Consider the following 21544-nt stretch of genomic DNA (forward strand, 5'->3'; position numbering starts at 1 on the left):
TCATGATCCGCCCCGAAGATCTCCTCGTCCCCACCGCCGATGGTCTCTGGTGTCCGCTGGGCGGCTTCCATATCGATCCCGTGCGCCCGGTCGAGCGCGCCCTGATCACTCATGGCCATGCCGATCACGCGCGGCCAGGCCATGCGGCCGTGATGGCGACGCGCGAGACGCTGCTGATCATGGCCGCGCGCTATGGCGAGAATTTCGCCGGCCACGAGCAGGTCGCGACGCTGGGCGAAGTGATGCGGATCGGCGAGGTGAGCGTTTCATTCCATCCGGCCGGCCACGTGCTGGGCTCCGCGCAGATCGCCGTCGAGGCGAAGGGCATGCGGATTGTCGTTTCGGGCGATTACAAGCGCCGCCGCGATCCGACCTGCCTCGGTTTCGAGCCTGTTCCCTGCGATGTCTTCATCACCGAGGCGACCTTCGGCCTGCCGGTCTTCCGTCATCCCGATGACGGCATCGAGATCCACAAGCTTCTCGCCTCGCTGAAGGCGTTTCCCGAGCGCGCCCATCTTGTCGGTGCCTATGCGCTCGGCAAGGCGCAGCGCCTGATCAAGCGGCTGCGCGAGGAAGGCTATGACGCGCCGATCCACATCCATGGCGCGCTCGAAAAGCTCTGCACGCTCTACCAGGAAGAGGGCATCGACCTCGGTCCGCTCGAAGCGGCGACGATCGAGGCCGGCCGCAAGTCTTCGGGCAGGACGGACTTTGCCGGCGCGGTGGTGATCGGCCCGCCCTCGGCTTTTGCCGATCGCTGGGCACGACGCTTCCCCGATCCCGTCTCCTGCTTCGCGTCCGGCTGGATGACGATCCGCCAGCGCGCCAAGCAGCGCGGCGTCGAACTGCCACTCATCATCTCCGATCATTGCGACTGGGACGAACTGACCGACACGATCGCCGAGATCGGCCCGGGCGAAGTCTGGGTGACGCATGGCCGCGAGGAGGCGCTGGTGCGTTGGTGCACGCTCGCCGGCATTCGCGCGCGGCCACTGCATATGGTCGGCTATGAGGACGAGGCCGAATAGCCCCGTCCCCGGCCTGCCTCAGCGGCGCTCGTGCCAGAGCAGATACATCGATGCACCGATGATCAGCGCCGCGCCGATCCACAATTGGCCCGGCGGCATCCAGCCGAAGACCAGCCAGCCGGCGAGCACGTTGAGCGGCAGCTTGATATGGTCGAAGGGCTGCACATAGGCGGCATCGGCCTTGGAGTAGGCGAGCGCGAGGAAACCCTGCGCCAGCGCCGTGAGCACGCCGACGGCCGCGATGATCCAGAACGCCTCGACCGTATGCGGCAGCAGGCCCGAAGGGACCGCGAGCACGAGATTGATCGGCGCGAGCAGGAAAAGGAGCCAGGCGGTCGTCGATTCCGGGCTTTCCTCGGCCAGCAGCCGCTTCTGGTAGAGCGAGGCGCCTGCCCAGAGCGCGGCCGCCGCGATCGGATAGAGGCTCGCCACGCTGAACACGCCCGACCAGGGATCGAGGATGAGCAGACCGCCGACAAAGCCGACGGTGACGGCGAGCCAGCGCTCGATCGTGACCTTCTCACGCAGGAAGAGGCCGGCGCCGAGCGTCACGAAGAAGGGCGAGGTCATGACGAGGCCGATGGCCGCGCCGATCGGCACGCCATGCGCGAGGCCCGCGACCCAGAACTGCACGCCGAGCGCCGCAAGGATCACGCGGATCGCCTGCAGGGCGGGACGCCGCGTCTTCAGCGAGGGCAGGCCCTTGCGCACCGCCCAGGGCAGCACGACGACGAAGGCGATCAGATATTGGAGAAAGGCGGCCGTCGGCGCCGGCAGGCCGGCCGTGGTGGTCGCGATCTGCTCCAGCGTGTTGACGCCGGCAAAGGCGACGCCGGCGAGCACCATCCAGAAGGCGCCGGAGACGGGTGCGCTGGTGGAGGGGAGGAGGCTGGTGGTGGACTGCGAATTCTGACTCATGTTGCTTCCCGAGAATGAAGAACACGAAATCAGGGCATGCCGATGCGATGAGGCGCGCGCCGGCCATGAGCCGGGACGCCCCGATATCGGCTGTTCTCTTCCTTCCGGACTATGACCGTCGGCTTCGGAATTACACCGAATCTGCTGACCCTTTCCGTTGGAACGGAAAGGCGCTCGCGGGCTTGAAGACGGATGTCTTCTTACCGCCGGTGGGGAGTTTCACCCCGCCCTGAGAACGAGACCCGGGCAAGGCCCGAGCCCGCCAAATCTAGGCAATCGCACATCGCATCGCAATATCGGTCGGCCCAAGACTTTTTTGCCGTGGCCGCGCATTCTACTTGTTGGACATGGAAGCCTTTGCTGCCCTCCTCGACCGGCTGATCCTGACGCCTTCGCGCAATGCGAAGCTGACGCTCATCGCCGACTATTTCCGCGCGACGCCCGATCCCGATCGCGGCTGGGCGCTGGCGGCGCTGACGGGCGAGCTCGACATACCGGCCGTGAAGCCCGCCATGCTGCGCGCATTGGTGGCCGAGCGGATCGATGGGATCCTGTTCGCCTATTCCTATGATTATGTCGGCGATCTCGCGGAGACGATTGCGCTGGTCTGGGAGGAGGACGCTCGTTCCCCTGGGAACGGGACTTCGCGTGGAACGCCCTCCCAACCCTCCCCCCTTCGGGGAGAGGGCTTTTCGGCCGGCGTTTCCGATGTCTTTGTCGCAGACACAGGCCCGCCCTCTCTCCCCGAAGGGGGGAGAGCTGGAGAGGGGGCTCGCCGCACGGCCTCTGGAGCCAGCCATCCCGCGGACCTCAGGGGCCCCCGCCGCAACACGCCATCCCTTTCAGCCATCGTCGAGACGCTGCTCATCGCCTCGCGCTCCGACGGGCCGAGGCTCGTCGCATCCTTTCTCGATGCGCTCGATCCGTCCGGACGCTGGGCGCTGCTGAAGCTCGTCACGGGCGGGTTGCGCATCGGCGTATCGTCCCGCCTCGCCAAGCAGGCGCTCGCCGATTTCGGCGGCAAGGAGATCATCGAGATCGAGGAGCTGTGGCATGGGCTGAAACCGCCTTATGTCGCCTTCTTCGCTTGGCTCGAGGGACGGGCCGAAAAGCCGGTTTCCGCGGCGCGCGCGCCGTTCCGGCCCGTCATGCTGGCGCAGCCGCTCGACGAGCCCGAATTGAAGCTGATCCAGCCGGAGATCTATGCGGCGGAATGGAAATGGGACGGCATCCGCGTCCAGGCCGTATCGGATCAGGGCGTGCGCCGGCTCTATACCCGCACGGGCGAGGATATTGGCGATGCGTTCCCCGATGTGCTCGACGCGCTCGACATAGAGGGCGCGATCGACGGCGAATTGCTGGTCGGCCGCCTCGAAGGCGAGGCGATCAATGCCGGCACCTTCTCGGAATTGCAGCAGAGGCTGAACCGCAAGACCGTCTCGGGCAAGCTCGTCATTTCCCATCCCGCCTTTATCCGCGCCTATGATTGCCTGATGGATGGCGCCGAGGATGTCCGGGCCCTGCCGTTCCGCGCGCGCAGGAACCGGCTCGAACGCCTCGTGGCGACGTCGCTGGCGCGGCGGATCGATCTCTCCCCCTTGGTCGCCTATGAGACGGCGGAGGATCTGATGGCCCGGCGGATCGCTCCGCCTGCGCCGATCATCGAAGGGCTGATGCTGAAGCGCTGGGATTCGGTCTATGAGCCCGGCCGGCCCAAGGGGCCGTGGTTCAAATGGAAGCGCGATCCTTATACCGTCGATGCCGTGCTGATGTATGCGCAGCGCGGCCATGGCAAGCGCTCCTCTTTCTATTCGGATTATACGTTCGGCGTCTGGAAGGCAGGCGATGGCGGCGACGAGCTCGTGCCGGTCGGCAAGGCCTATTTCGGCTTCACCGACGATGAACTGGCGGAGATCGACCGCTTCGTCCGCCGCAATACAGTGAACCGCTTCGGGCCGGTGCGCGAGGTGACGCATGATGGCGATACGGGCCTCGTCTTCGAAGTCGCCTTCGAGGGGCTGAACCGGTCCAGCCGCCATAAATCCGGCGTCGCCATGCGTTTCCCCCGCATTTCGCGGCTCCGCTGGGACAAGCCGCCGCGCGAGGCCGACCGGATCGAGATGCTGGAAGCGCTGCTCGCGACCAGCGATTGACAGCCGGCGCGGCCGCCTTAAGGAGGCAGGATGGTTATCATTCGCCCGTTCCAGGCCGGTGACACGGCCGCCATCGCCGCCTTGATCCTGCCGATCCAGCAGGACGAGTTCGCCATTCCCGTCACGTATGAGGGGCAGCCCGACCTCGCCGCGATCGAGGACGTCTATCAGCGGGACGGGGGCGGTTTCTGGGTCGCGGTCGACGGCGAGGCGCTCGTCGGCACGATCGGCCTCAAGGATTTCGGCGGCGGCGGCGCCCTGCGCAAGATGTATGTCCGCGCCGACCATCGCGGCGACGGCACGGCGCGCCGGCTGCTCGACGCATTGCTCGACCACGCCAAACGATGCGACCTCGCTGAGGTCTATCTCGGCACGACGGATGCGCTTCATGCCGCGCATCGCTTCTATGAGAAGAACGGCTTCGCCGAGATCGCGCCGGATGCCCTGCCGGCCGCTTTTCCGCGCGTGGCGGTCGATACGAAATTCTATCGCCGCGATCTTGCCGCAGGCTACCATCGAGCCGCCGATTCGGGCGCGACGGGAGACGATCGATGAGCAGTTTTCAGCGTTTCATGGGCGGATCGCCCGGGCAGGTGCTGCTGCGCCTCGTGGTGCTCTCCTTCATCGTCGGCATCATCCTGTCGGCGCTCGGCCTCTCGCCGATGGACATCATCGACAAGGTCCAGCAGCTCATAATGCGGGTCTGGAACATGGGCTTCGGCGCGATCGAATGGATCTGGCGCTATTTCCTGCTCGGCGCCGTCATCGTTGTACCGCTCTGGATCATCATCCGCCTGTTCAATATGGGCAGCGGACGCGGCTGAGGCGCGCGCATTCGAGCGCAGTGTTGCTCGGAGGCGAAGAAGCTAATCCTTGCGGAAGATCACGCCGGCGAGCCAGCCCGTGAAGATCGCCAGCACCACGCAGATCGCGCCGTAGAGAAAGCCGTAGCCATGGGCCAGATCGAAGGTGAACTGCTCGAAGCCGGTCTTGGATATGCGGATTTCCGCGCTGTCCGAGGCGAGAAAGGCGGAATCGCGGAAGAGATAGACCGCAACTTCATAGCGCCCGACCGGGACGTTGGCCGGGATCTGCAGCGTCGTCTGGAAGACATTCGTGCCGGGAAAGGTGACGCCGTAATGTTCCTGCCGGAAGAGGCCGGCCTGCTGCTTCAGCCGGACGAAGGCGTCGCGGAACGAAATATCCTCCGGCGTGATGGCTTCCTCGTGTTCGGTCGTCTCGAAGGCGAGATTGTCGAAGCCGAGCTGGAAGCGTTTCAGGACCGGCGCCGTCGCGACCTCGGCCACAGGACGTGACGAGTTGACCGCATAGAATGACGGCATGTCGGGATAGGTGCGCGCGGCGCTGTTGAGCCAGATGCCGAGAAGGCGGTCCTTCCGCCGTGTCACCACCGTTTCCGGCGGCCCCTTCAGCACCACGACGACATCGTAGAACGATCCGCGCGATATGGTCGCCGCGTCGCGCTCGATGGCGCCGAAGACGGCGATGCCGGTGCCGGTGAAGTTCGACGTGATCTTCACTTCCTCGGACGAGAGCGCGACGATCAGTTCCTCCGCCATCACCGGCCGGCCGACGAGAATGGCGATGAGCGCCAGGAAGGCCGGCAGGACGGGTGAGAACGCGGTGGCGAGCTCTTTCACCGCGCATCGCCCGCAAGCGTCGTCAGCGAATAGAGCTCGGCCGGCGTGATGACGAGGTTGACCAGGAATCGGATGCCGACCGCGAGCACCAGCAGAGCCAGCATGGCGCGGAGCTGGTCGCCGCGCACCAGCGCGCCGGCCCGGGCGCCGAACTGCGCGCCGATCACGCCGCCCACCATCAGGATCAGCGCCAGCACGCCGTCGACGGAATGATTGGCACCCGATTGCAGCACCGTCGCCACTGCCATCGTGCCGGTCATCTGCACCAGCGAGGTGCCGATCACGATGCTGGTCGGCACGCGCAGCAGATAGATCAGCGCTGGCACGAGGATGAAGCCGCCGCCAATGCCGAGCAGGGAGCCGAGAATGCCGATGCCGACGCCGATCGCGATGATCGGGATCACGCTGACATAGAGCTTCGAGCGCTTGAAGCGCATCTTGAAGGGCAGGCCGTGCGCCCAGTTGTGCTGTCCCGGCCGGCGCAGCGGCGCGGGCCGGCCGCGCCGCGTATTGATGATGGCGCGGATCGATTCCGTCAGCATCAACCCGCCGACGAGGCCGAGAAACGTCACATAGAGGATCGAGATGACGAGATCGAGCTGGCCGAAGCGGCGCAGCATGCTGAAGATGCCGACGCCGATCGACGATCCGATCACGCCGGCGACCACCAGCACCCCGGCAAGCTTCAGATCGATCATCCGCCGCCGCCAGTAGGTCAGCGCGGCCGAAGAGGAGGAGGCGACGACCTGCGCCGTGGTGCTCGCCACCGCGACGGCGGGGGAAATGCCGGAAAAGATCAGCAAGGGCGTCAGCAGGAACCCGCCGCCGACGCCGAAAAGCCCTGACAGGAATCCCACCGCGGCACCCATGCCGAAGATGAGAAACATGTTTACCGGCAGTTCGGCTATGGGGAGGTAGATCTGCACGACGACAGAACCGCTGGCCGTTGGGAGCTTCAAAAAGGCGCTTGCCGGCCCATTATGCCGTGCCGGCGATAAAGCCTTTCATAACGCGGCTGTCAACGCGCGGCTTTTCGATTCCCCGAGGCGATGAAATCAGCCTTTTGAGCCACTTGCCGCAGGTGCGAGCATCGTGGTCTGGCCGGCGGCCGTGAGCCATTCGGGCTTGGGCGTGGGCTCGCTATTGGCGACGGCGTCGAGCGGCTTCGGCCGGAAGGCCTGCACCGCCGCGCGCGCCTTGGCGAGATTGTCGGGCGTCAGCGCCTTGGCGACCTCGTCGCGGCGCTTGCCGGCATCCTGGTCGCCCTGCTGCGCGGCGAGCGCGAACCAGGTGTAGGATTGAATGAGATCCACACTGACGCCGAGCCCGCGCGCATAAAGGACGCCGAGATTATACTGGCTGTCGGCGACGCCGAGATCGGCGGCGATGGCGAAGAGCGCCGCCGCCTTGGCGAAATCGGGTGCGCCATTGGCGCCTTCGCTGATCAGGACGGCGAGATTGTGCGTGGCGCGCGCATTGCCGGCGGCGCTTGCCTGCTCATACCAATCCTGCGCGATCGCCCGGTCGAGCTTCACGCCTTCGCCATGCTCATGGAGGCTGCCGAGGCGGTACTGCGCGATGGCGAGGCCGGCTTTGGCGGCGCGCTCATACCAGTTGGCGGCGCGCGCGGCGTCGCGCGGGACGCCATCGCCATCGGCAAAGCGCTTTGCCAGTTCGAACGCCGCCACGCCGTCGCCCTTCGCGGCCGCCGCCTGGACGATGCCGATGTCGAGGGTCTTTGCCGCCTGTCCGGGCGTCGCAAAGGTCGAGGGCGAGGGCGCCGTCGGCAGCGCGGCGATATAGTCGGTGATCGGATCGGCCGGCTGGAAGGCGAGCGGCGTATCGCCATTGCCGGCGGGCGCCACCAGCGGCGTCGATGTCGATGCCGCGGGCTGCGGCACCAGCGCGGGCGCCGGGGCCGGCGTCACGTCACGCATCGGCTTGGGCGCGACCGAACCGGTCGGAACCGGGTCGAGCGCCGCCGGCGTGTTGGTCGCCTTGGCGATCTGTTCGCTGATCGTCGGGCCGAGCTGGACCGCGCCGAGGGCGAGCACGATGGCCGCGATCGCCAGCACCAGCGGGCGACGGCGCGCGCGGAAGGCCTGGCCGATGCGCGCGAGCGCGCCCGGCCGGTCGTCTTCCTGCGCGGCTTCCTCTTCCATCCGCGCAAGCGCGGTTTCAGCCTGCGCCGCCTGGGCGGCGCGGCGGGCGGCGGCGATGAAATCGGCCTTGCGGTCGCCGCCGGCATTGGCGCTGCTGTCGCGGACCGGTGGGCGCTCGGTGGACGGCTTCGGCTTGCCGGAACCGGGCGCGAGCGGCCGGTAATCCTCGATCGGATCGATGCCGATCGATGCCTGCCGGTCGGTCCTGCCGGCCGTGGGCGGGCGGGTCGTGGCGAGCGCGTCGCTATTGCCCTCGATCTCGGCAATGCGGTCGACGACCTTGGCGAGCGTGTCGTGCACGGCTTCGAGCGTGTCGTGCGTCTTGCGGTCCGAGCGCTGGGCGGCCGCCTGCAGCGCCCGCAGATCGTCGCGCAGGGCACCGATCAGGCTCTCGTCGGCGGCGGGCATCGCGCCGGCGAATTCCTGGACCGTCAGCCGCGCCGCGTTTCGCGCCGCCTCGACGGTCTCGCGCCTTGTATCGCCGAGCAGGGCCTCGAGCCGGTCGAGATTCTGCTCCACCTTGCTGAGCGCGCCCGGCGAGGGACGGGCTTCGGAAAATTGCGCCGCGAGCGCGCCGACCTGCGCTTCCAGCTGCGCGAAGCCGTGATTGTCGTCGCGGCTCGTCGTGTCGTCCAGCCGGCGCATCAGCCCGCGCATCTGCTCCTCGATCGAATCGAGGCGAATGGGCTCGCGCGCGACGATGTCCCGGCGCAGGGCGCCGATCTCGTTGCGGAGAAGGTCTATGGCGTCGGTCGAATGCCGCGCCTTGAGGCCGGGCAGGTCGACAAGCGCGTCGAACCGGCCGGCGAGCGCGTCGAGACGATCCTCCAGCCGCGTCAGCGCGGCAGCCGGCAGGCCCGTTTCGGGGCTGGGCGAGCGGTCGATGGCGCCGCGAATGGCCGTGACCTGATCCTCGAGCCGGGCGAGAAGCGCGGGATCGATGCTCTTGCCGAGGCTGCCGATCTCGCGCCGGATGGCGGCGATCTCCTGCTCCACCGGCGTCAGGTCGATCGGTTGTGGCGACCGGCTGGCGAGCGCGTCGATCGCCTTGCGCAATTCGGCGATTTCATGGGCATCCGCCGCCGGGCGCGCGGTCGAGAACGATGCGATGGCGTCACGGATATCGTCGAGCTCGGCCTCCACGGCGAGGCTCACGGCCGGGCGCTCGGCAATGGCCGCGAGCCGCGCGATCTCCCGCGCTATATCGTCGATCCGGTCGCGCTCGGGAACGCGGCGCACGATCTCGTCGAGCCGCTCGACGATGTGGCCATAGCCGGATTCCATGCTGGCGAGCGTGGCTTCGCGCGCGGTGAGCTCGATCGCCTGGCGGATCTCGGCGAGATTGTCCCGCACCACATCGAAGCTCTCGGCGCCACGGCGCTGGTCGAGGCCGACCCTGCGGCCGATCGCGACGATGTCGTCGCGCAGATTGGCGATCGCATCCTCGAGCGCGATCGTATCGACCGTCGGGAGACCGCGTCCCTCGTCGCGGTCGATCGTGTGCTGCCGGGCGGAGATCTCGGCGATCGCCGCCTGCAATTCGTCCAGCGCCTGACTCGCCGGTGTGGAGTCCGCGCTGCGCGACCTGGCCGGTGGCACGGTCGGGCGGGCGGAGGCCTCCTTCTGCGGGCCGGTCAGGTGCTGGCTGATGGAGGCGAGCCGGGCTTCGATATTGGCAAGGCGCTCGGCGTCGTTGGGCTGGCGCGCCGGCCGGGTCGAAGCCGCTTCCCTCGAAGCTGAAACAGGCTCTCGTGGCGCTGTCGCCGCCTGCTCTATGCCGCGCTTGATCGCGCCGCGCCGCGAGGCGCCTTCGATGGCGTCGATCTGGGCGCCGAGTTCATCCACGAGCGAGGCAAGGGCAGCGAGACGCGTGGCGCTGTTTGGCTGGCGGGCGCGGGTGGGCTCGCTCGGCGCCTGGGCAGGGGCGGAGCGGGGTGCATCATAGCCGAATCTGTTGCCCGATCTCATTGCCTGCCGTCCCAGCATGCCTGTATTCCCGGCCTCGACCAGCGCGCCCGATCACCTCGAGGTAATCTGGCGCCGATCGTATGCTGACCCTCGCGGCCGGCCGAATCTCATTGCCCAGGTCAACCTTGGGTCCGACATGGTAAACAATGGGTTAACTTGATTGAGGCCCATGCACGGTTCGGTAATGTCCCTTAACGAGATTTCCTCGGTCGCCCGCTCATGGGCGTCAAAAATCGCGTCACTTAACGGTAATGAGCACGCGGATTTCCGTAAGTTGGGGCTAAAGCGCTTTACCTGACGCTGCGACATCTGCATGAGGAAGGCATTCGTTCGGCGGCTGACAGCCGTCGGTGTCCCCCCCACCACGAATGCAAGGATGATAGGATGAGCATGGCGCACCTCGCGGGAATCTCGCGTGACGATGTCGATGGCTCTGGTCCGAACGACGGGAATAAGCAGACGACCTTCACGATCGGAGACCTCTCGCGCGAGTTCGACGTCACGCTGCGGACGTTGCGCTTCTATGAAGACAAGGCGCTGCTCAATCCGCGCCGTGAAGGCTTGAACCGCATCTATTCGCGCCGCGACCGCGCGCGCCTCAAGCTGGTGCTGATGGGCAAGAAGGTCGGCTTCTCGCTGACCGAGATCAAGGAGATGCTCGATCTCTACGATCTGAAGGACGGCCAGGTGATGCAGATGCGCCTGGCGCTGAAGAAGTTCAACGAGCAGATCGAGGTTCTGGAGCGCCAGAAGGTCGATATCGAGCAGGCGCTGGACGAATTGCGTCGCACGGTCGACGTCGTCGCGGGATTGCTGCGCCAGAAGGAAGCCGGCGGCGGCTGAGGCGCTTTCCGGTCAGGAAATCGGGTTGCCGCGACGGCATTGTACGCGCGGCAATCGGGGCCGGTGCTCGTTCTCCTCCCGCGGGTGCCGGCCTTGGCTTGCCGGCACCATGCACGGCATCCGGCCATTGTCGCGCCCACGGACCTCATGAACGCCCCGCAATCGATCTTGGGTGGCGGATGTGATAGGATAGCAACCGTGGCATCGAGGGAGAGAGCCATGCCTTACGGCCTTGCCGCCCGCCTGATCACCGTGCTGATGTTCGTCCTGCTCGCCATGGCGACCGGCGCGCGGGCCGATGACGCCGCGCCAGCAACTGCCCCGGGCGACGCTCCGGCGCCGCGTACTGGGCGCTTCACCATGGTGCCCGCCGAAGGCGGCTTCGTGCGGCTCGATACCGAGACCGGGGTCGTGTCGCATTGCCGCCGCGAAGGCGAGGGCGCCGCCGGCGTCTGGCGCTGCGCCGCCATCCCGGAGGAGACACTGAACAAGCCCGACGCGTTGACCGAGCTCACCGAGGCGGTCGAGACGCTCGGCCAGACGGTCGCGGCGCTGCGCATGCGCGTCGATGCGCTCGAACAGCGACCCCAGGCTCAGGCCCCGAGCCCGACCGACGACGATGTCGATCGGGCCCTCAATCTCAGCCAGGAACTCATGCAGCGCTTTTTCGGCATGGTGCGCGAGATGAAGCGCGCCGAAAGCGACGACAGGACCTGAGCCCTGCCGAAAGGTGCAGGTTGTTCCGTCGGGTCAGGCCGGATCAGCCTTGAAGCGTTCGGTCGCGGCGACGAGTTCGTGCACGATGCCGGGCTCCGACATGGCATGGCCGGAATCCGGAACGATGCGCAGGTCGGCGATCGGCCACACCTTGTGGAGGTCCCAGGCGATCGCCGCCGGCGTGCAGAGATCATAGCGGCCATGGACGATCACGCCGGGGATCGCGGCGATCCGGTCGGCATGGGCGAGCAAGTAGTCGTCCTGGTCGAAGAAGCCCTTATTGACGAAATAATGCGCCTCGATGCGCGCGAAGGCGATCGCGTAATGCGGCGAGCCGAAGGCCGCCACACGCCCCGGATCGGGCAGGAGCGACAGCGCCCCGCCTTCCCACATGCTCCAGGCCCGCGCGGCGCTGAGCTTCACCGCCTCGTCGTCGCTCGTCAGCCGCCGGTAATAAGCGCCGATCATGTCGTGCTGCTCGTCGAGTGGGATCTCGTTGCGATAGGTTTCGAAGGCCTCCGGCAGCAGCCATGAGGCGCCGTTCTGGTAGAACCAGAGCAGTTCGCTCTGCCGCAATGTGAAGATGCCGCGCAGGAGCAGTTCGCTGACGCGCTCCGGATGGGTCTCGGCATAGGCGAGGGCCAGCGTCGAGCCCCAGGAGCCGCCGAGGAGCTGCCAGCGCTCGATGCCGAGCCGCTCGCGGATGCGCTCCATGTCGGCCACGAGATCCCAGGTGGTGTTCTCGGCAAGCTCGGCGTGCGGAGTCGAGCGACCGCAGCCGCGCTGGTCGAACAGGATGATCCGGTAGGCGGCGGGATCGTGATAGCGGCGCATATTGGGGCCGGCACCGGCACCCGGGCCGCCATGCACCATCAGCACGGGTTTGCCCTCGGGGTTGCCGCACTCCTCGAAATAGATCTCGTGAATGTCCGAAACCCTGATGCGGTGCACGGCATAGGGTTCGATCGGCGGAAAGAGTTGCAGGCGGCTCTGCGCGGCGGAATCGGCGGTCAAGGGAGGCTCCAGACAATCAGATGGGTTGAGCGGGGTGTGCGTTGTTGCGCGGCGTGCTGTCGGGGCGGGGAGCGTCCGGCGCAGGCGCGGGGTTCTCCGCCACACTGGCCGGCTTCGCCACGGCCTTTGGGGCCCGGGCCCTCGATCGCTCCGCCAGCGCCGTTTCGACCCTGCGGCGGAAATGGCGCGCGAGCCAGCGGAACTTGAGGCGCAGCAATGGCCAGTTCAAGCGGGGGAGCCATGTGAAGGCGGCCAGGGTGATCAGCCCGCAGACGAGGCCGATCAGGCCGGAAAGGCCGACGGGGAGGCCGAACCAGCCGGTCGGGCCGAGGACGGTCGGCGCCACGACGCCCATGCCGAGAAACCGGCCCGAGAAATCGGGCGCAAGTGTCGCCAGCACGACATTGGCGGCCGTCAGCCAGAGGCCGACGGCGATCGCGGCGATTGCGGCCTCGCTCGTAACCGCGCGGCGCCGCCAGCCGAACAGCAGGATCGGACCGAGGCTCGCCGCGCTCACCGACAGGCCGACGCTCGCCAGCATGGCGACATTGGCGCCGGGAAGGCGGCCGACGCCGATCGCGGCTGCTGCCGCGAGCAGCATGGCGAGCCGCGCGATGAAGACGCGCCGACCCTCCAGCGCCGTTCTCTCGACGAACCCGCCATAGAGATCATGGCCGATCGATGCCGCGAGCGTCGCGAGGCCCATTGCCATGGCGATGAGTGCCGCCGCGAGCAGGCTTCCGATCAGAAGTACGGAAGGGGCGGCCGAAAGCCCGATCCGCTCGGGGAAATTCAGCACGAGGCCGGCCGGGTTGGTGGTCGGGTCGATCGCGGCGAGCCGGCCATAGACGGCATAGCTCGGCGCGGCGAGCAGCACGGCCGCGACGATCAGCGGCCCGAGCGCGAGCTTGCGGCCATGGGGCGGGCGCTTGAAGGTCGACCAGGCGGGAAAGAGCAGGCTCGGCATGGCGGCGACGCCGACGACGAGCGAGGCGAGCAGCGCCAGCACGACGCTGAACGGAATCGCGGCCGCGCTCTCGAAGGCGGCTGGATCGGTCAGTCCCGTCCAGGGGAGCGGCAGCAGGCCTTGTCGTTCCGCAACGATCGTGACGGGCAGGAGAAAGGCGAGCGCCACGATCGGCGCGAGAACGGCGGCCATGCCGAGGGCCGCGCGCAGCCCGCCGAGAATGCAGGCGATGGCGGCCAGCAGGATAATCGCGTCGCGCGCAAAAGCCGGCGTCAATCCCAGCATCCGTCCGGCGATCGTCCCGCCGAGGGTGGCTTCCGCGGCGATGAGCGGCAGGGCTGCCATGACGATCGCCACGACGGACAGGAGCCGGGCCTGTCGGCCGAAACGCGTGCCGATCGCCTCGGCCAAGGTGGCGCTGCCGGTTGCGCGGAGTTCCGGCATGACCAGCATGGATGAAAGCAGCAGGCCCGCGACCAGCGCGCCGATCAGCGCAAGGCCGTACCATCCGCCGAGCGCGACGGCAGCCGGACTGCCGACCAGCACGACGGCCGAGAGGCTGGTGCCGGCGAGCGCGCCGCCCGGCGCCCATGAATCGATCGCGCCGCCGCGAATGATGTCGCCAAAGCCGATGCCGCGCAGGTGGAAGGCGATGGCGAGCGCGATCGCCAATGGTATGACCGGGAAAACCGAGACAACCAGCGTGTCGGCGCCGAACTGGTCGAGCGCGTCGACCACGGCGAGCCCCGCCAGTACGACGATCAGCGCGATCATCGCCGCCGTCCCCAAGCGTGTTTCCCCAGTCACCCGAACCTCGCGCTGCCGCTCACAGTCCGGCGATCGGACAGGAGCGGGCTCGCCTTGTCAACGACGACGCGGTCTTCCCGCCGGTCATGGCCGGAGGAGGCGGGCCGGGGCGCGCTCGAACGTCTTGATGCCGCGCTTGAAACCGGCCAGCGGCTGCACGATCTCGGCCACGGCGAGCGCGGGGGCAATCGCATCCAGCACCACGAAATCGGCGGGGTTTCCAACGGCGATGCCGTAATCGGCGCAGCGCATCAGCCGCGCCGGCGCCGTCGTGACCATGTCGAGACAGAGCGCCAGTTCCGCCTTGCGGCCGAGCTGGGCGATATTGGCGTAGAGATTGGCGATGCGGTTGAGCGAACAATCGCCGAATGGCGTGAACGGGTTCAAGACATTATTGGTCGCCAGCGAGCAGGTGACGCCGAGATCGGCGAGCCGATGCGCCGGCGTCACGCCGCGCGGCACGTTGTGGTCATGGGCGCGGCCCATCAGGAACAGATCGGTCGCCGGCAGCACGGTGACAGCGACGCCGGCAGCGGCCAGGCGTCGGCCCATGGCGGCGAATGCGTCCGGCGGCATGGCCGAAAGCTTGGTGACATGACCGACCGCGACGCGCCCACCCCAGCCGGCCGCCTCCGTCGCGGCGATAACGGCATCGAGATGGGTCCAGCGGGCATCGAGGTCGAAATCGAGATGGAAGTCGATATCGAGGTCGAAGCGCCGCGCGATCGCGAAGATGCGCCGGATCTGCTCGTCCGGGTCGGTATCGGTATAGGGACAGCCACCGATCAGGTCGGCGCCCGCTTCGCAGGCTTCGACCAGAAGCTCCTCCGTGCCGGGATCGTTGGTCAGGCCCTCCTGCGGGAAGACGCAGATCTCGATATCGACGGCCCAGGCATAATCGCGCTTCAGCCGGGTGAGCGCATCGAACGAGCGCAGCCCGATCCGCGGATCGATCTCGATATGGGTCCGAATGCGCGTCGTACCCTGCAGGATCGCCTTGACCAGCGTCGTCTCGGCACGGGCATAGACGTCATCCTCGGTAAAATCGTGCTTCAGCCGCGCGACTTCGGCAATGGCCTCGGCGAGCGAGCCTTCGGCGGAGCAGCGGTCGAGAATGCAGGACTTGTCGAGATGGAGATGTGAATCGACGAAGCCCGGCACGACCAGCCGCCCGCCGGCATCCTCGATGCGGGCGTCGGATGACGCAAACGCCGCGTCCGGCTCGATCGCGGCGATCAGTCCGTCCCTGATCCCGATCGCGAGCAGCGCGAGGGAGAGCTCCGGGACATGGGCACGGCGCAGGACGAGATCGAAGGGCATGGAGGCTCCGGCAGCAACAGGGCGCGGCCAGACTAGTCAGCCATCGGCGCCGGGCAAAGCACGGATCGCGTGCAGTCTGGACGCGGCGCGACCGGTCGTGTGCGCTTCCACGCCCGACGGGCGATGCCGCGCCGACAAACATGGCTCGATGCCTGAATTATCGCCAGCCCCGCCATTGCCGGGCGGTTCGTAAAGCGGTTTCATCTGGTGAATTCGAGCGCAAAGCCAGGGACCAACCGAGATGCACACGATCGCCATCGATCCGGAAACCTTGGAGCGTGTCACGCGCTGGCGCGGCAAGGACCATATGTTCGAGGATATCGATCCGGCCCGCACGGCGCTGGTCGTGATCGACATGCAGAACGGCTTTACGGAAGCCGGCAGCGAGATGGAGGTGCCGGAGAGCCGCGAGATCGTGCCGAACATCAACCGCCTTTCGGCCGCGATGGCGGAAGCGGGCGGGCTCAACGTGTTCGTCTATTTCGTCGTGGATGACGAGACACCGAAGAACTGGTCGACCTGGCTCGGCTATTTCTGCACGGCGGAACGGGGTGACAACGCCAAGGCGCTGTTCGCGCCGGGCGCTCATGGCGGCGCGATCGCATCCGATCTCGTCGTGCGGCCCGGCGATCTCATGGTGCCGAAGTCGCGCTTCAGCGCGCTCGTGCCGGGCAGCTCGGACCTGCACGCGCAATTGCAGGCGCGCGGTATCGACACCGTCATCATCACCGGCACGGTCACGAATTGCTGCTGTGAATCGACGGCGCGCGACGCGATGCAGATGGATTACAAGGTCATCTTCGTCGCCGATGGCACGGCCGCGCTCTCCGATGCCGACCATAATGCGACACTCAACAACATGGTCTCGATCTTCGCCGACGTCATGACGACCGATGAAATCGTCGGCTTCCTCGCCGCCGCGCCGCAGCGGATCGCCGCCGAATAGCGCGCCCCCCTGATCCGTCTTTCCCGCCCGCCGTGACGAATGATCGCGTGGCAGCATTCATGCAATCGACAGCGGGGGCGGAAGGCGGCTAGGCTGGGAGAAGAGGCCATGGATTGAGGGAGGAAGATCCATGTCGACGACCAAGGGTTCCCCGGTCGATGCGTTGACGCCGGGCGGCCAGCCTTCCGGCGAAACGCTGGAGATTCTCGCGGCGCTGGAGCACAAGGTGCTCTGGCTGGCCGCCTGGATGATCCACAACGCCAATCATCTGCGCGCGAATGAAGAGGGCATCAAGGTCGGTGGCCATCAGGCCTCCTCCGCCTCGCTCGCGACGATCATGACGGCGCTCTATTTCGCCACGCTCCGGCCGGAGGATCGCGTCGCCGTCAAGCCGCATGCGAGCCCGATCTTCCATGCGATCCAGTATCTGCTCGGCCGGCAGACCCGCGAGAAGCTGCAGAATTTCCGCGCCTACAAGGGCGCGCAGAGCTATCCCTCGCGCACCAAGGACATTGACGACGTCGATTTCTCGACCGGCTCGGTCGGCCTCGGCGTCGCACAGACGCTGTTTTCCTCGCTGGTGCAGGATTATGTCCGCGCCAAGGGCTGGACTGGCGGCCGGCCGGAGGGGCGCATGATCGCGCTGGTCGGCGACGCCGAGATGGACGAGGGCAATATCTTCGAGGCCCTGCTCGAAGGCTGGAAGCACGGGCTCAGGAATTGCTGGTGGATCGTCGACTATAACCGCCAGAGCCTCGATGCCGTGGTGCGCGAGGGCCTCTGGCAGCGTTTCGAGGCGATCTTCGCCAATTTCGGCTGGGACGTCGTTGTCCTGAAATATGGCACACTGCTCGAATCCGCCTTTGCCGAGCCCGGTGGCGAGCGCCTGCGCGACTGGATCGACCATTGCCCGAACCAGCTCTATTCCGCGCTCTGCTTCCAGGGCGGCGCGGCCTGGCGCAAGCGCCTGCTGGACGATATTGGCGATCAGGGCGTGGTCACGCGGCTGATCGAGGCCCGCACCGACGCGGAACTGGCGCGGCTGATGACCAATCTCGCCGGTCACGACCTGCCGACCCTGCTCGACGCCTTCGCCCGCGCCGGCACGCATGACCGGCCGACCTGCTTCATCGCCTATACGATCAAGGGCTTCGGCCTGCCGCTCGCCGGCCATAAGGACAACCATGCCGGCCTGATGACGCCGGCGCAGGTGGAGACGCTGCAGGCGGCGATGCATGTCCGCCCGGGCCATGAGTGGGAGCCCTTCGAGGGGCTGCCCGTTCCGGCCGAGCGCCTCGCCGCCTTCCTGCGCGCTGTGCCCTTCGCCCAGCGCCGTCCGGCGCCGGTCACGCCCTTCATCGCCGTGCCCGAAGCGCTCCCCATGCCCGCAATCGGCGGCAAGCAGCTTTCCACGCAGGCGGGCTTTGGCCAGATCCTGAACGAGGTCGCGCGCGAGCGCTCGGATTTTGCGAGCCGCATCGTCACCACCGCGCCCGACGTGACCGTCTCGACCAATCTCGGCCCCTGGGTCAACCGGCGCGGCCTGTTCGCGCGCGAGACCATGGCGGATCTCTTCAAGGCCGAGCGCATTCCCTCGACCTTCAACTGGGAATTCTCGCCCGCCGGCCAGCATCTGGAACTCGGCATCGCCGAGATGAACCTGTTCCTGATGCTCTCGGCGCTCGGCCTCAGCCATTCGATCAATGGCGAGCGGCTGCTGCCGATCGGCACGCTCTACGACCCGTTCATCTATCGCGGCGCCGATGCGCTCAACTATGCCTGCTACCAGGATGCGCGCTTCATCCTCGTCGCGACCCCGTCGGGCGTGACGCTGGCGCCGGAGGGCGGGGCGCACCAGTCGATCGGCACGCCGCTGATCGGCCTCGCCCAGGATGGGCTCGCGGCCTTCGAGCCGGCGTTTGTCGACGAACTCGCGACGATCCTGCGCTTCGGCTTCGACTATATCCAGCGCGATGGCGACGGCGAGCCGGACGAGCGGACCTGGCTCCGCGACGAGACCGGCGGTTCGGTCTATCTGCGCCTCTCCACGCGACCGCTGGAGCAGCCGATCCGGACGATCGACGAGACGCTCGCCCGCGCCATCGTCGATGGCGCCTATTGGCTGCGCGAGCCCGGGCCGAATGCCGAACTGGTCATCGCCTATATGGGCGCGGTCGCGCCCGAGGCGATCGAGGCGACGGGCCTTCTCGCCGAGGATCGCCGCGATATCGGCCTCCTCGCCATCACCTCGGCCGACCGGCTCAATGCCGGCTGGACCGCTGCCGCGCGGGCCCGCGAGCGCGGCCTCGTCCATGCCCGCTCGCATGTGGAACGGCTGCTCGAGCCGCTGCCGGCGCATTGCGGCTTGGTCACGGTGATGGATGGTCATCCGGCGACGCTGGGCTGGCTCGGCGCGGTTGCCGGCCATCGCACGCGCTCGCTCGGCGTCGAGCATTTCGGCCAGACCGGCACGATCGCCGACCTCTACCGCCATCACGGCATCGACGCCGCGGCGATCACGCGCGCGGCCGCAGCCCTCGCGCCCTATCACCCGGTCCGGCATTTGAGGCCCGCCTCCTGAGGAGCGCGGGCCCCTCCCGCCACGAGGGTATTGCGAACGATTATCAGAAGCGTTTCAATGAGATAGATGGTGGTTGACACCCCCGACGCGAGACCCTAAGTCGGCCTCATCGGGGAGTAGCCACCGTCTGCGGACGGGACCGTATCAACATCCTCGCGCTGTCGCGCGTGGTGCGGTCGGCCGGATAGACCGGCTCGGCAAGACCGTGGTGGGGATCATCTGTCGGACAGGATGATCGAGTCCGCCCGGTTTCCGTCCTTTCGAGATCCGCCATGTCACCGCTCGCCATTGCCGTGCTCGCCATCGGCATGTCTATCGACGCCCTGATCGCATCGATCAGCCGCGGCGCCACGCTGCATCGCCCCAGTTTCCCGACCGCGCTGAAGACCGGCGCCATATTCGGTCTCGTCGAGGCCATGACGCCGCTGGTCGGCTGGATTCTCGGCATCGCCGCGAGCCAATATGTCCAGGCGATCGACCATTGGATCGCCTTCGGCCTGCTCGCGGCCGTCGGCGGGCGCATGGCTTTCCACGCCGTCGCCCGCGGCGCCGCGGCGGAGGATGCGCCGCGCAGCAGCGGCGGCATCGGCACGCTGCTCGCAACCGCCATCGGCACCAGCCTCGACGCCATGGCGGTGGGCGTGTCGCTCGCCTTCCTGGACGTGAACATCATCGTCATCGCGCTGGCGATCGGCCTCGCCACGACGGTCGCATCCACGAGCGGTATCCTCGCCGGACGGCTCGTCGGCGCCCGCTTCGGCCGCTATGCCGAGATCATCGGTGGCATCGCTCTGGTCGGCCTCGGCGTCTCGATCCTGATCGAGCACCTGACGGCCTGAGACCTTGCTGCCGGCAGGGCAGGGCGGCGCATGCTGCGGCGCGCCGATCTGCGCGTCGGATCATGTCCTGTGATTGAGAGCAGCGTGGCTCAAGCGGCGCGATCGGCCCGTCTGAGGCTGCGCAGGAAAGCGTCGAGGCCGATCGGCGCGCGGTTCTCGTCCTGCGCCAAGGGCTCGTGTGCCAGGGCTGCCTCGCGGATGTGTCGTGGCGATACGCCGAACTGGGCGCGAAACACGCGCGAAAACGACGACGCATCGCCGAAGCCGAAACGCTCGCCGATCGCCGCAATGCTGCTGTCATCGCCGGGATTGCACAAGGCGGCATGGGCAGCGTCGAGGCGCGCGCGCCGGATGAAGGCCGCGACGCCGTCGGTTTCCTCGAACAGGCGGTAGAGCGTCGTGCGCGACACCGTGAACCGCCGGCAGAGATCGTCCTGGTCCAGTCCCGGAGACGCGACATTGGCCCTGACATAGGCCATCATCCGCTCGACGAGCGCCGATCTGAGCGGGTGCCGTGCGGCCTGGAGCCTGTCCCGGCTCGGAACGAGGCAGGAGAGGAGCATCGACTGGAGTGCGCCGCCGAGCGCTGCGGCGTCGAGGCCGTCGCCCTCGCCGAGCCTGCGTTCCAGCGCCACGATGAAGTCGGCGAGCAGGCCGACGACACCCGCATCCGCGATCCGTGGCGACACCGTGTCGAAGAGCCCCGCGCTCCCGGCGAAGAGATCGCGGGCGATGAAGAGTGATACGACTTTGGTGTCGTCGCCAGCGCCGGTGAACGGGCGTCCGAGTGAGCCGAAGGAAAGCGGCCGCTCGCTATAGAGGGCGCCCGCTCCGTTGCGGACCGGAACGAGCAGCGTCCAGTGATCAGCCGCCGCGCGGGTCTTGTGGGCCCATTGACGCGTATAGCCCGCGCCCGGCATCGACATGGAGGCCAGTCCGATGCCGCCTGTGTCCCAGACTTCGAGCGTGGCGGGAAATCCGGTCGCATTCGGCTCGTCGCGCGGCCGCGACACGTCGATAGACATCTCCATCGCGAAATGCCAGGCATCGAACTGATCTTCAGCCCTCTCGCCGAATGTCGAAAAGCGGTACGGCTCGAGCATCGGGGGCCAGCATTGGAGAGCGAAACGTCCGAATCCACGATGCCACGTCTGGCGACCGGGGCACAAGCGAGCATGCCAGCGCATCCACGCATGACGGACGAAGGCGCGCTTGACGCGATAAAGGCATGGATCGATCACACTGGTGGATCGGCTCTCCGGCCTCGCCTGCGCGACGTTGGCTGGCTGATCGGGCGGGTCGCGTCGGATGACAATCTGGGCAGGCGCAGATCGTGGCTCGGCATCACGGCGCCAGCGAACCGAATTTCTCGGCCCGATTTGCCTATCGAGTGCAGGCAGATCGCGAAAGCCGCGCGCTCACTTTCCGGTCTGTGCTGGCTTTTGTAGGATTGCTGTTGTTTTGGGCTGTGTGGCGCGAGATTATCCACAGGGTGTCATGAAGAATTGGCAAAATGGGGTTGGGGTTATGATTTGGTCGTTGACAGATTGGGGTGTTGGGCCTAGAAACCGCCTCAAGAACGCGGGCGGCACCGCTGCCGGCGGACGGAAAGCTCGTCTC

Annotated in this window: 17 protein-coding genes and 2 riboswitches; of the genes, 9 read left to right on the plus strand and 8 right to left on the minus strand. The window is 67.2% G+C overall.

Annotated features, from left to right (window positions below):
• The first annotated feature begins 2 nt into the window (after positions 1 to 2).
• Positions 3 to 1028 (plus strand): ligase-associated DNA damage response exonuclease, encoded by a 1026-nt coding sequence (locus QO014_RS24235; protein WP_266351354.1) that lies wholly within the window; start codon positions 3 to 5, stop codon positions 1026 to 1028.
• An 18-nt stretch (positions 1029 to 1046) separates the two neighbouring features.
• Here the strand turns inward: QO014_RS24235 and QO014_RS24240 are convergent, their stop codons facing one another.
• Positions 1047 to 1946, minus strand: a complete 900-nt coding sequence (locus QO014_RS24240) for a DMT family transporter (RefSeq protein ID WP_266351355.1) — start codon at positions 1944 to 1946, stop codon at positions 1047 to 1049.
• A gap of 88 nt (positions 1947 to 2034) precedes the next feature.
• A riboswitch (FMN riboswitch) is annotated at positions 2035 to 2187 on the minus strand.
• A gap of 106 nt (positions 2188 to 2293) precedes the next feature.
• Here QO014_RS24240 and QO014_RS24245 point away from each other — a divergent pair.
• From QO014_RS24245 to QO014_RS24255, 3 genes are read left to right on the plus strand one after another with little or no spacing between them, the layout of a single operon-like run.
• Positions 2294 to 4099, plus strand: a complete 1806-nt coding sequence (locus tag QO014_RS24245; RefSeq protein ID WP_266351380.1) for a cisplatin damage response ATP-dependent DNA ligase — start codon at positions 2294 to 2296, stop codon at positions 4097 to 4099.
• Positions 4100 to 4129: 30 nt separating this feature from the next.
• Complete coding sequence (locus QO014_RS24250) at positions 4130 to 4654, plus strand: GNAT family N-acetyltransferase (RefSeq protein ID WP_266351356.1); 525 nt, start codon at positions 4130 to 4132, stop codon at positions 4652 to 4654.
• Entirely contained in the window at positions 4651 to 4923 is a 273-nt protein-coding gene (locus QO014_RS24255; RefSeq protein WP_266351357.1) for a DUF6460 domain-containing protein, read from the plus strand. The genes QO014_RS24250 and QO014_RS24255 overlap by 4 nt, the downstream gene beginning before the upstream one ends.
• A gap of 42 nt (positions 4924 to 4965) precedes the next feature.
• Here QO014_RS24255 and QO014_RS24260 read toward each other — a convergent pair whose 3' ends face one another.
• The 3 genes from QO014_RS24260 to QO014_RS24270 all read right to left on the minus strand — a co-directional run bounded on the left by QO014_RS24260 (position 4966) and on the right by QO014_RS24270 (position 9890).
• On the minus strand, positions 4966 to 5760 hold the full coding sequence (locus tag QO014_RS24260) for a TIGR02186 family protein (RefSeq protein ID WP_266351358.1): 795 nt from the start codon (positions 5758 to 5760) through the stop codon (positions 4966 to 4968).
• Entirely contained in the window at positions 5757 to 6686 is a 930-nt protein-coding gene (locus tag QO014_RS24265) for a sulfite exporter TauE/SafE family protein (RefSeq protein WP_266351359.1), read from the minus strand. Before QO014_RS24265 ends, QO014_RS24260 begins: the two co-directional genes overlap by 4 nt.
• A 129-nt stretch (positions 6687 to 6815) precedes the next feature.
• Entirely contained in the window at positions 6816 to 9890 is a 3075-nt protein-coding gene (locus tag QO014_RS24270) for a hypothetical protein (protein WP_266351360.1), read from the minus strand.
• 384 nt (positions 9891 to 10274) lie between these two features.
• Between QO014_RS24270 and QO014_RS24275 the strand changes: the two genes are divergently transcribed.
• Positions 10275 to 10733: a MerR family transcriptional regulator gene (locus QO014_RS24275; protein WP_266351361.1), complete on the plus strand. Its 459-nt coding sequence runs from the start codon at positions 10275 to 10277 to the stop codon at positions 10731 to 10733.
• Positions 10734 to 10952: 219 nt separating this feature from the next.
• Positions 10953 to 11450 carry a hypothetical protein gene (locus tag QO014_RS24280; RefSeq protein ID WP_266351362.1) on the plus strand — a complete coding sequence of 166 codons (498 nt, stop codon included), beginning with the start codon at positions 10953 to 10955 and terminating at the stop codon, positions 11448 to 11450.
• Between the two features lie 33 nt (positions 11451 to 11483).
• Here QO014_RS24280 and pip read toward each other — a convergent pair whose 3' ends face one another.
• From pip to QO014_RS24295, 3 genes are all read right to left on the minus strand, one after another.
• Complete coding sequence (gene pip / locus QO014_RS24285) at positions 11484 to 12464, minus strand: prolyl aminopeptidase (protein ID WP_266351363.1); 981 nt, start codon at positions 12462 to 12464, stop codon at positions 11484 to 11486.
• A 16-nt stretch (positions 12465 to 12480) separates the two neighbouring features.
• Positions 12481 to 14205, minus strand: coding sequence for a sodium:solute symporter family transporter (locus tag QO014_RS24290; RefSeq protein ID WP_266351364.1), 1725 nt, complete (start codon positions 14203 to 14205; stop codon positions 12481 to 12483).
• 117 nt (positions 14206 to 14322) lie between these two features.
• Positions 14323 to 15558 (minus strand): amidohydrolase family protein, encoded by a 1236-nt coding sequence (locus tag QO014_RS24295; protein ID WP_266351365.1) that lies wholly within the window; start codon positions 15556 to 15558, stop codon positions 14323 to 14325.
• A gap of 241 nt (positions 15559 to 15799) precedes the next feature.
• On the opposite strand from QO014_RS24295, the gene QO014_RS24300 reads away from it, so the two are divergent.
• The 3 genes from QO014_RS24300 to QO014_RS24310 all read left to right on the plus strand — a co-directional run bounded on the left by QO014_RS24300 (position 15800) and on the right by QO014_RS24310 (position 19924).
• The gene (locus QO014_RS24300) at positions 15800 to 16504 is read left to right on the plus strand and encodes an isochorismatase family protein (protein ID WP_266351366.1); all 705 of its coding nucleotides are present in this window, start codon (positions 15800 to 15802) and stop codon (positions 16502 to 16504) included.
• 130 nt (positions 16505 to 16634) lie between these two features.
• Positions 16635 to 19085 carry a thiamine pyrophosphate-binding protein gene (locus tag QO014_RS24305; protein WP_370877209.1) on the plus strand — a complete coding sequence of 817 codons (2451 nt, stop codon included), beginning with the start codon at positions 16635 to 16637 and terminating at the stop codon, positions 19083 to 19085.
• A 94-nt stretch (positions 19086 to 19179) separates the two neighbouring features.
• A riboswitch (yybP-ykoY riboswitch) is annotated at positions 19180 to 19281 on the plus strand.
• 76 nt (positions 19282 to 19357) lie between these two features.
• Positions 19358 to 19924, plus strand: a complete 567-nt coding sequence (locus QO014_RS24310) for a manganese efflux pump MntP (protein ID WP_266351367.1) — start codon at positions 19358 to 19360, stop codon at positions 19922 to 19924.
• Positions 19925 to 20013: 89 nt separating this feature from the next.
• Here the strand turns inward: QO014_RS24310 and QO014_RS24315 are convergent, their stop codons facing one another.
• Positions 20014 to 20955 carry a helix-turn-helix domain-containing protein gene (locus QO014_RS24315; RefSeq protein ID WP_266351368.1) on the minus strand — a complete coding sequence of 314 codons (942 nt, stop codon included), beginning with the start codon at positions 20953 to 20955 and terminating at the stop codon, positions 20014 to 20016.
• Positions 20956 to 21544: the final 589 nt, after the last annotated feature.

Origin of the sequence: Kaistia dalseonensis, assembly GCF_030814715.1 — a bacterium.
Lineage (GTDB): Bacteria > Pseudomonadota > Alphaproteobacteria > Rhizobiales > Kaistiaceae > Kaistia > Kaistia dalseonensis.

Bases quoted from the DNA above. Each gene is read 5' to 3' on its own strand.
- QO014_RS24235 (WP_266351354.1), top strand. From the start codon at position 3: ATGATCCGCCCCGAAGATCTCCTCGTCCCCACCGCCGATGGTCTCTGG.
- QO014_RS24240 (WP_266351355.1), bottom strand. From the start codon at position 1,946: ATGAGTCAGAATTCGCAGTCCACCACCAGCCTCCTCCCCTCCACCAGC.
- QO014_RS24245 (WP_266351380.1), top strand. From the start codon at position 2,294: ATGGAAGCCTTTGCTGCCCTCCTCGACCGGCTGATCCTGACGCCTTCG.
- QO014_RS24250 (WP_266351356.1), top strand. From the start codon at position 4,130: ATGGTTATCATTCGCCCGTTCCAGGCCGGTGACACGGCCGCCATCGCC.
- QO014_RS24255 (WP_266351357.1), top strand. From the start codon at position 4,651: ATGAGCAGTTTTCAGCGTTTCATGGGCGGATCGCCCGGGCAGGTGCTG.
- QO014_RS24270 (WP_266351360.1), bottom strand. From the start codon at position 9,890: ATGAGATCGGGCAACAGATTCGGCTATGATGCACCCCGCTCCGCCCCT.
- QO014_RS24275 (WP_266351361.1), top strand. From the start codon at position 10,275: ATGAGCATGGCGCACCTCGCGGGAATCTCGCGTGACGATGTCGATGGC.
- QO014_RS24280 (WP_266351362.1), top strand. From the start codon at position 10,953: ATGCCTTACGGCCTTGCCGCCCGCCTGATCACCGTGCTGATGTTCGTC.
- QO014_RS24290 (WP_266351364.1), bottom strand. From the start codon at position 14,205: ATGATCGCGCTGATCGTCGTACTGGCGGGGCTCGCCGTGGTCGACGCG.
- QO014_RS24295 (WP_266351365.1), bottom strand. From the start codon at position 15,558: ATGCCCTTCGATCTCGTCCTGCGCCGTGCCCATGTCCCGGAGCTCTCC.
- QO014_RS24300 (WP_266351366.1), top strand. From the start codon at position 15,800: ATGCACACGATCGCCATCGATCCGGAAACCTTGGAGCGTGTCACGCGC.
- QO014_RS24305 (WP_370877209.1), top strand. From the start codon at position 16,635: ATGTCGACGACCAAGGGTTCCCCGGTCGATGCGTTGACGCCGGGCGGC.
- QO014_RS24310 (WP_266351367.1), top strand. From the start codon at position 19,358: ATGTCACCGCTCGCCATTGCCGTGCTCGCCATCGGCATGTCTATCGAC.
- QO014_RS24315 (WP_266351368.1), bottom strand. From the start codon at position 20,955: ATGGAGATGTCTATCGACGTGTCGCGGCCGCGCGACGAGCCGAATGCG.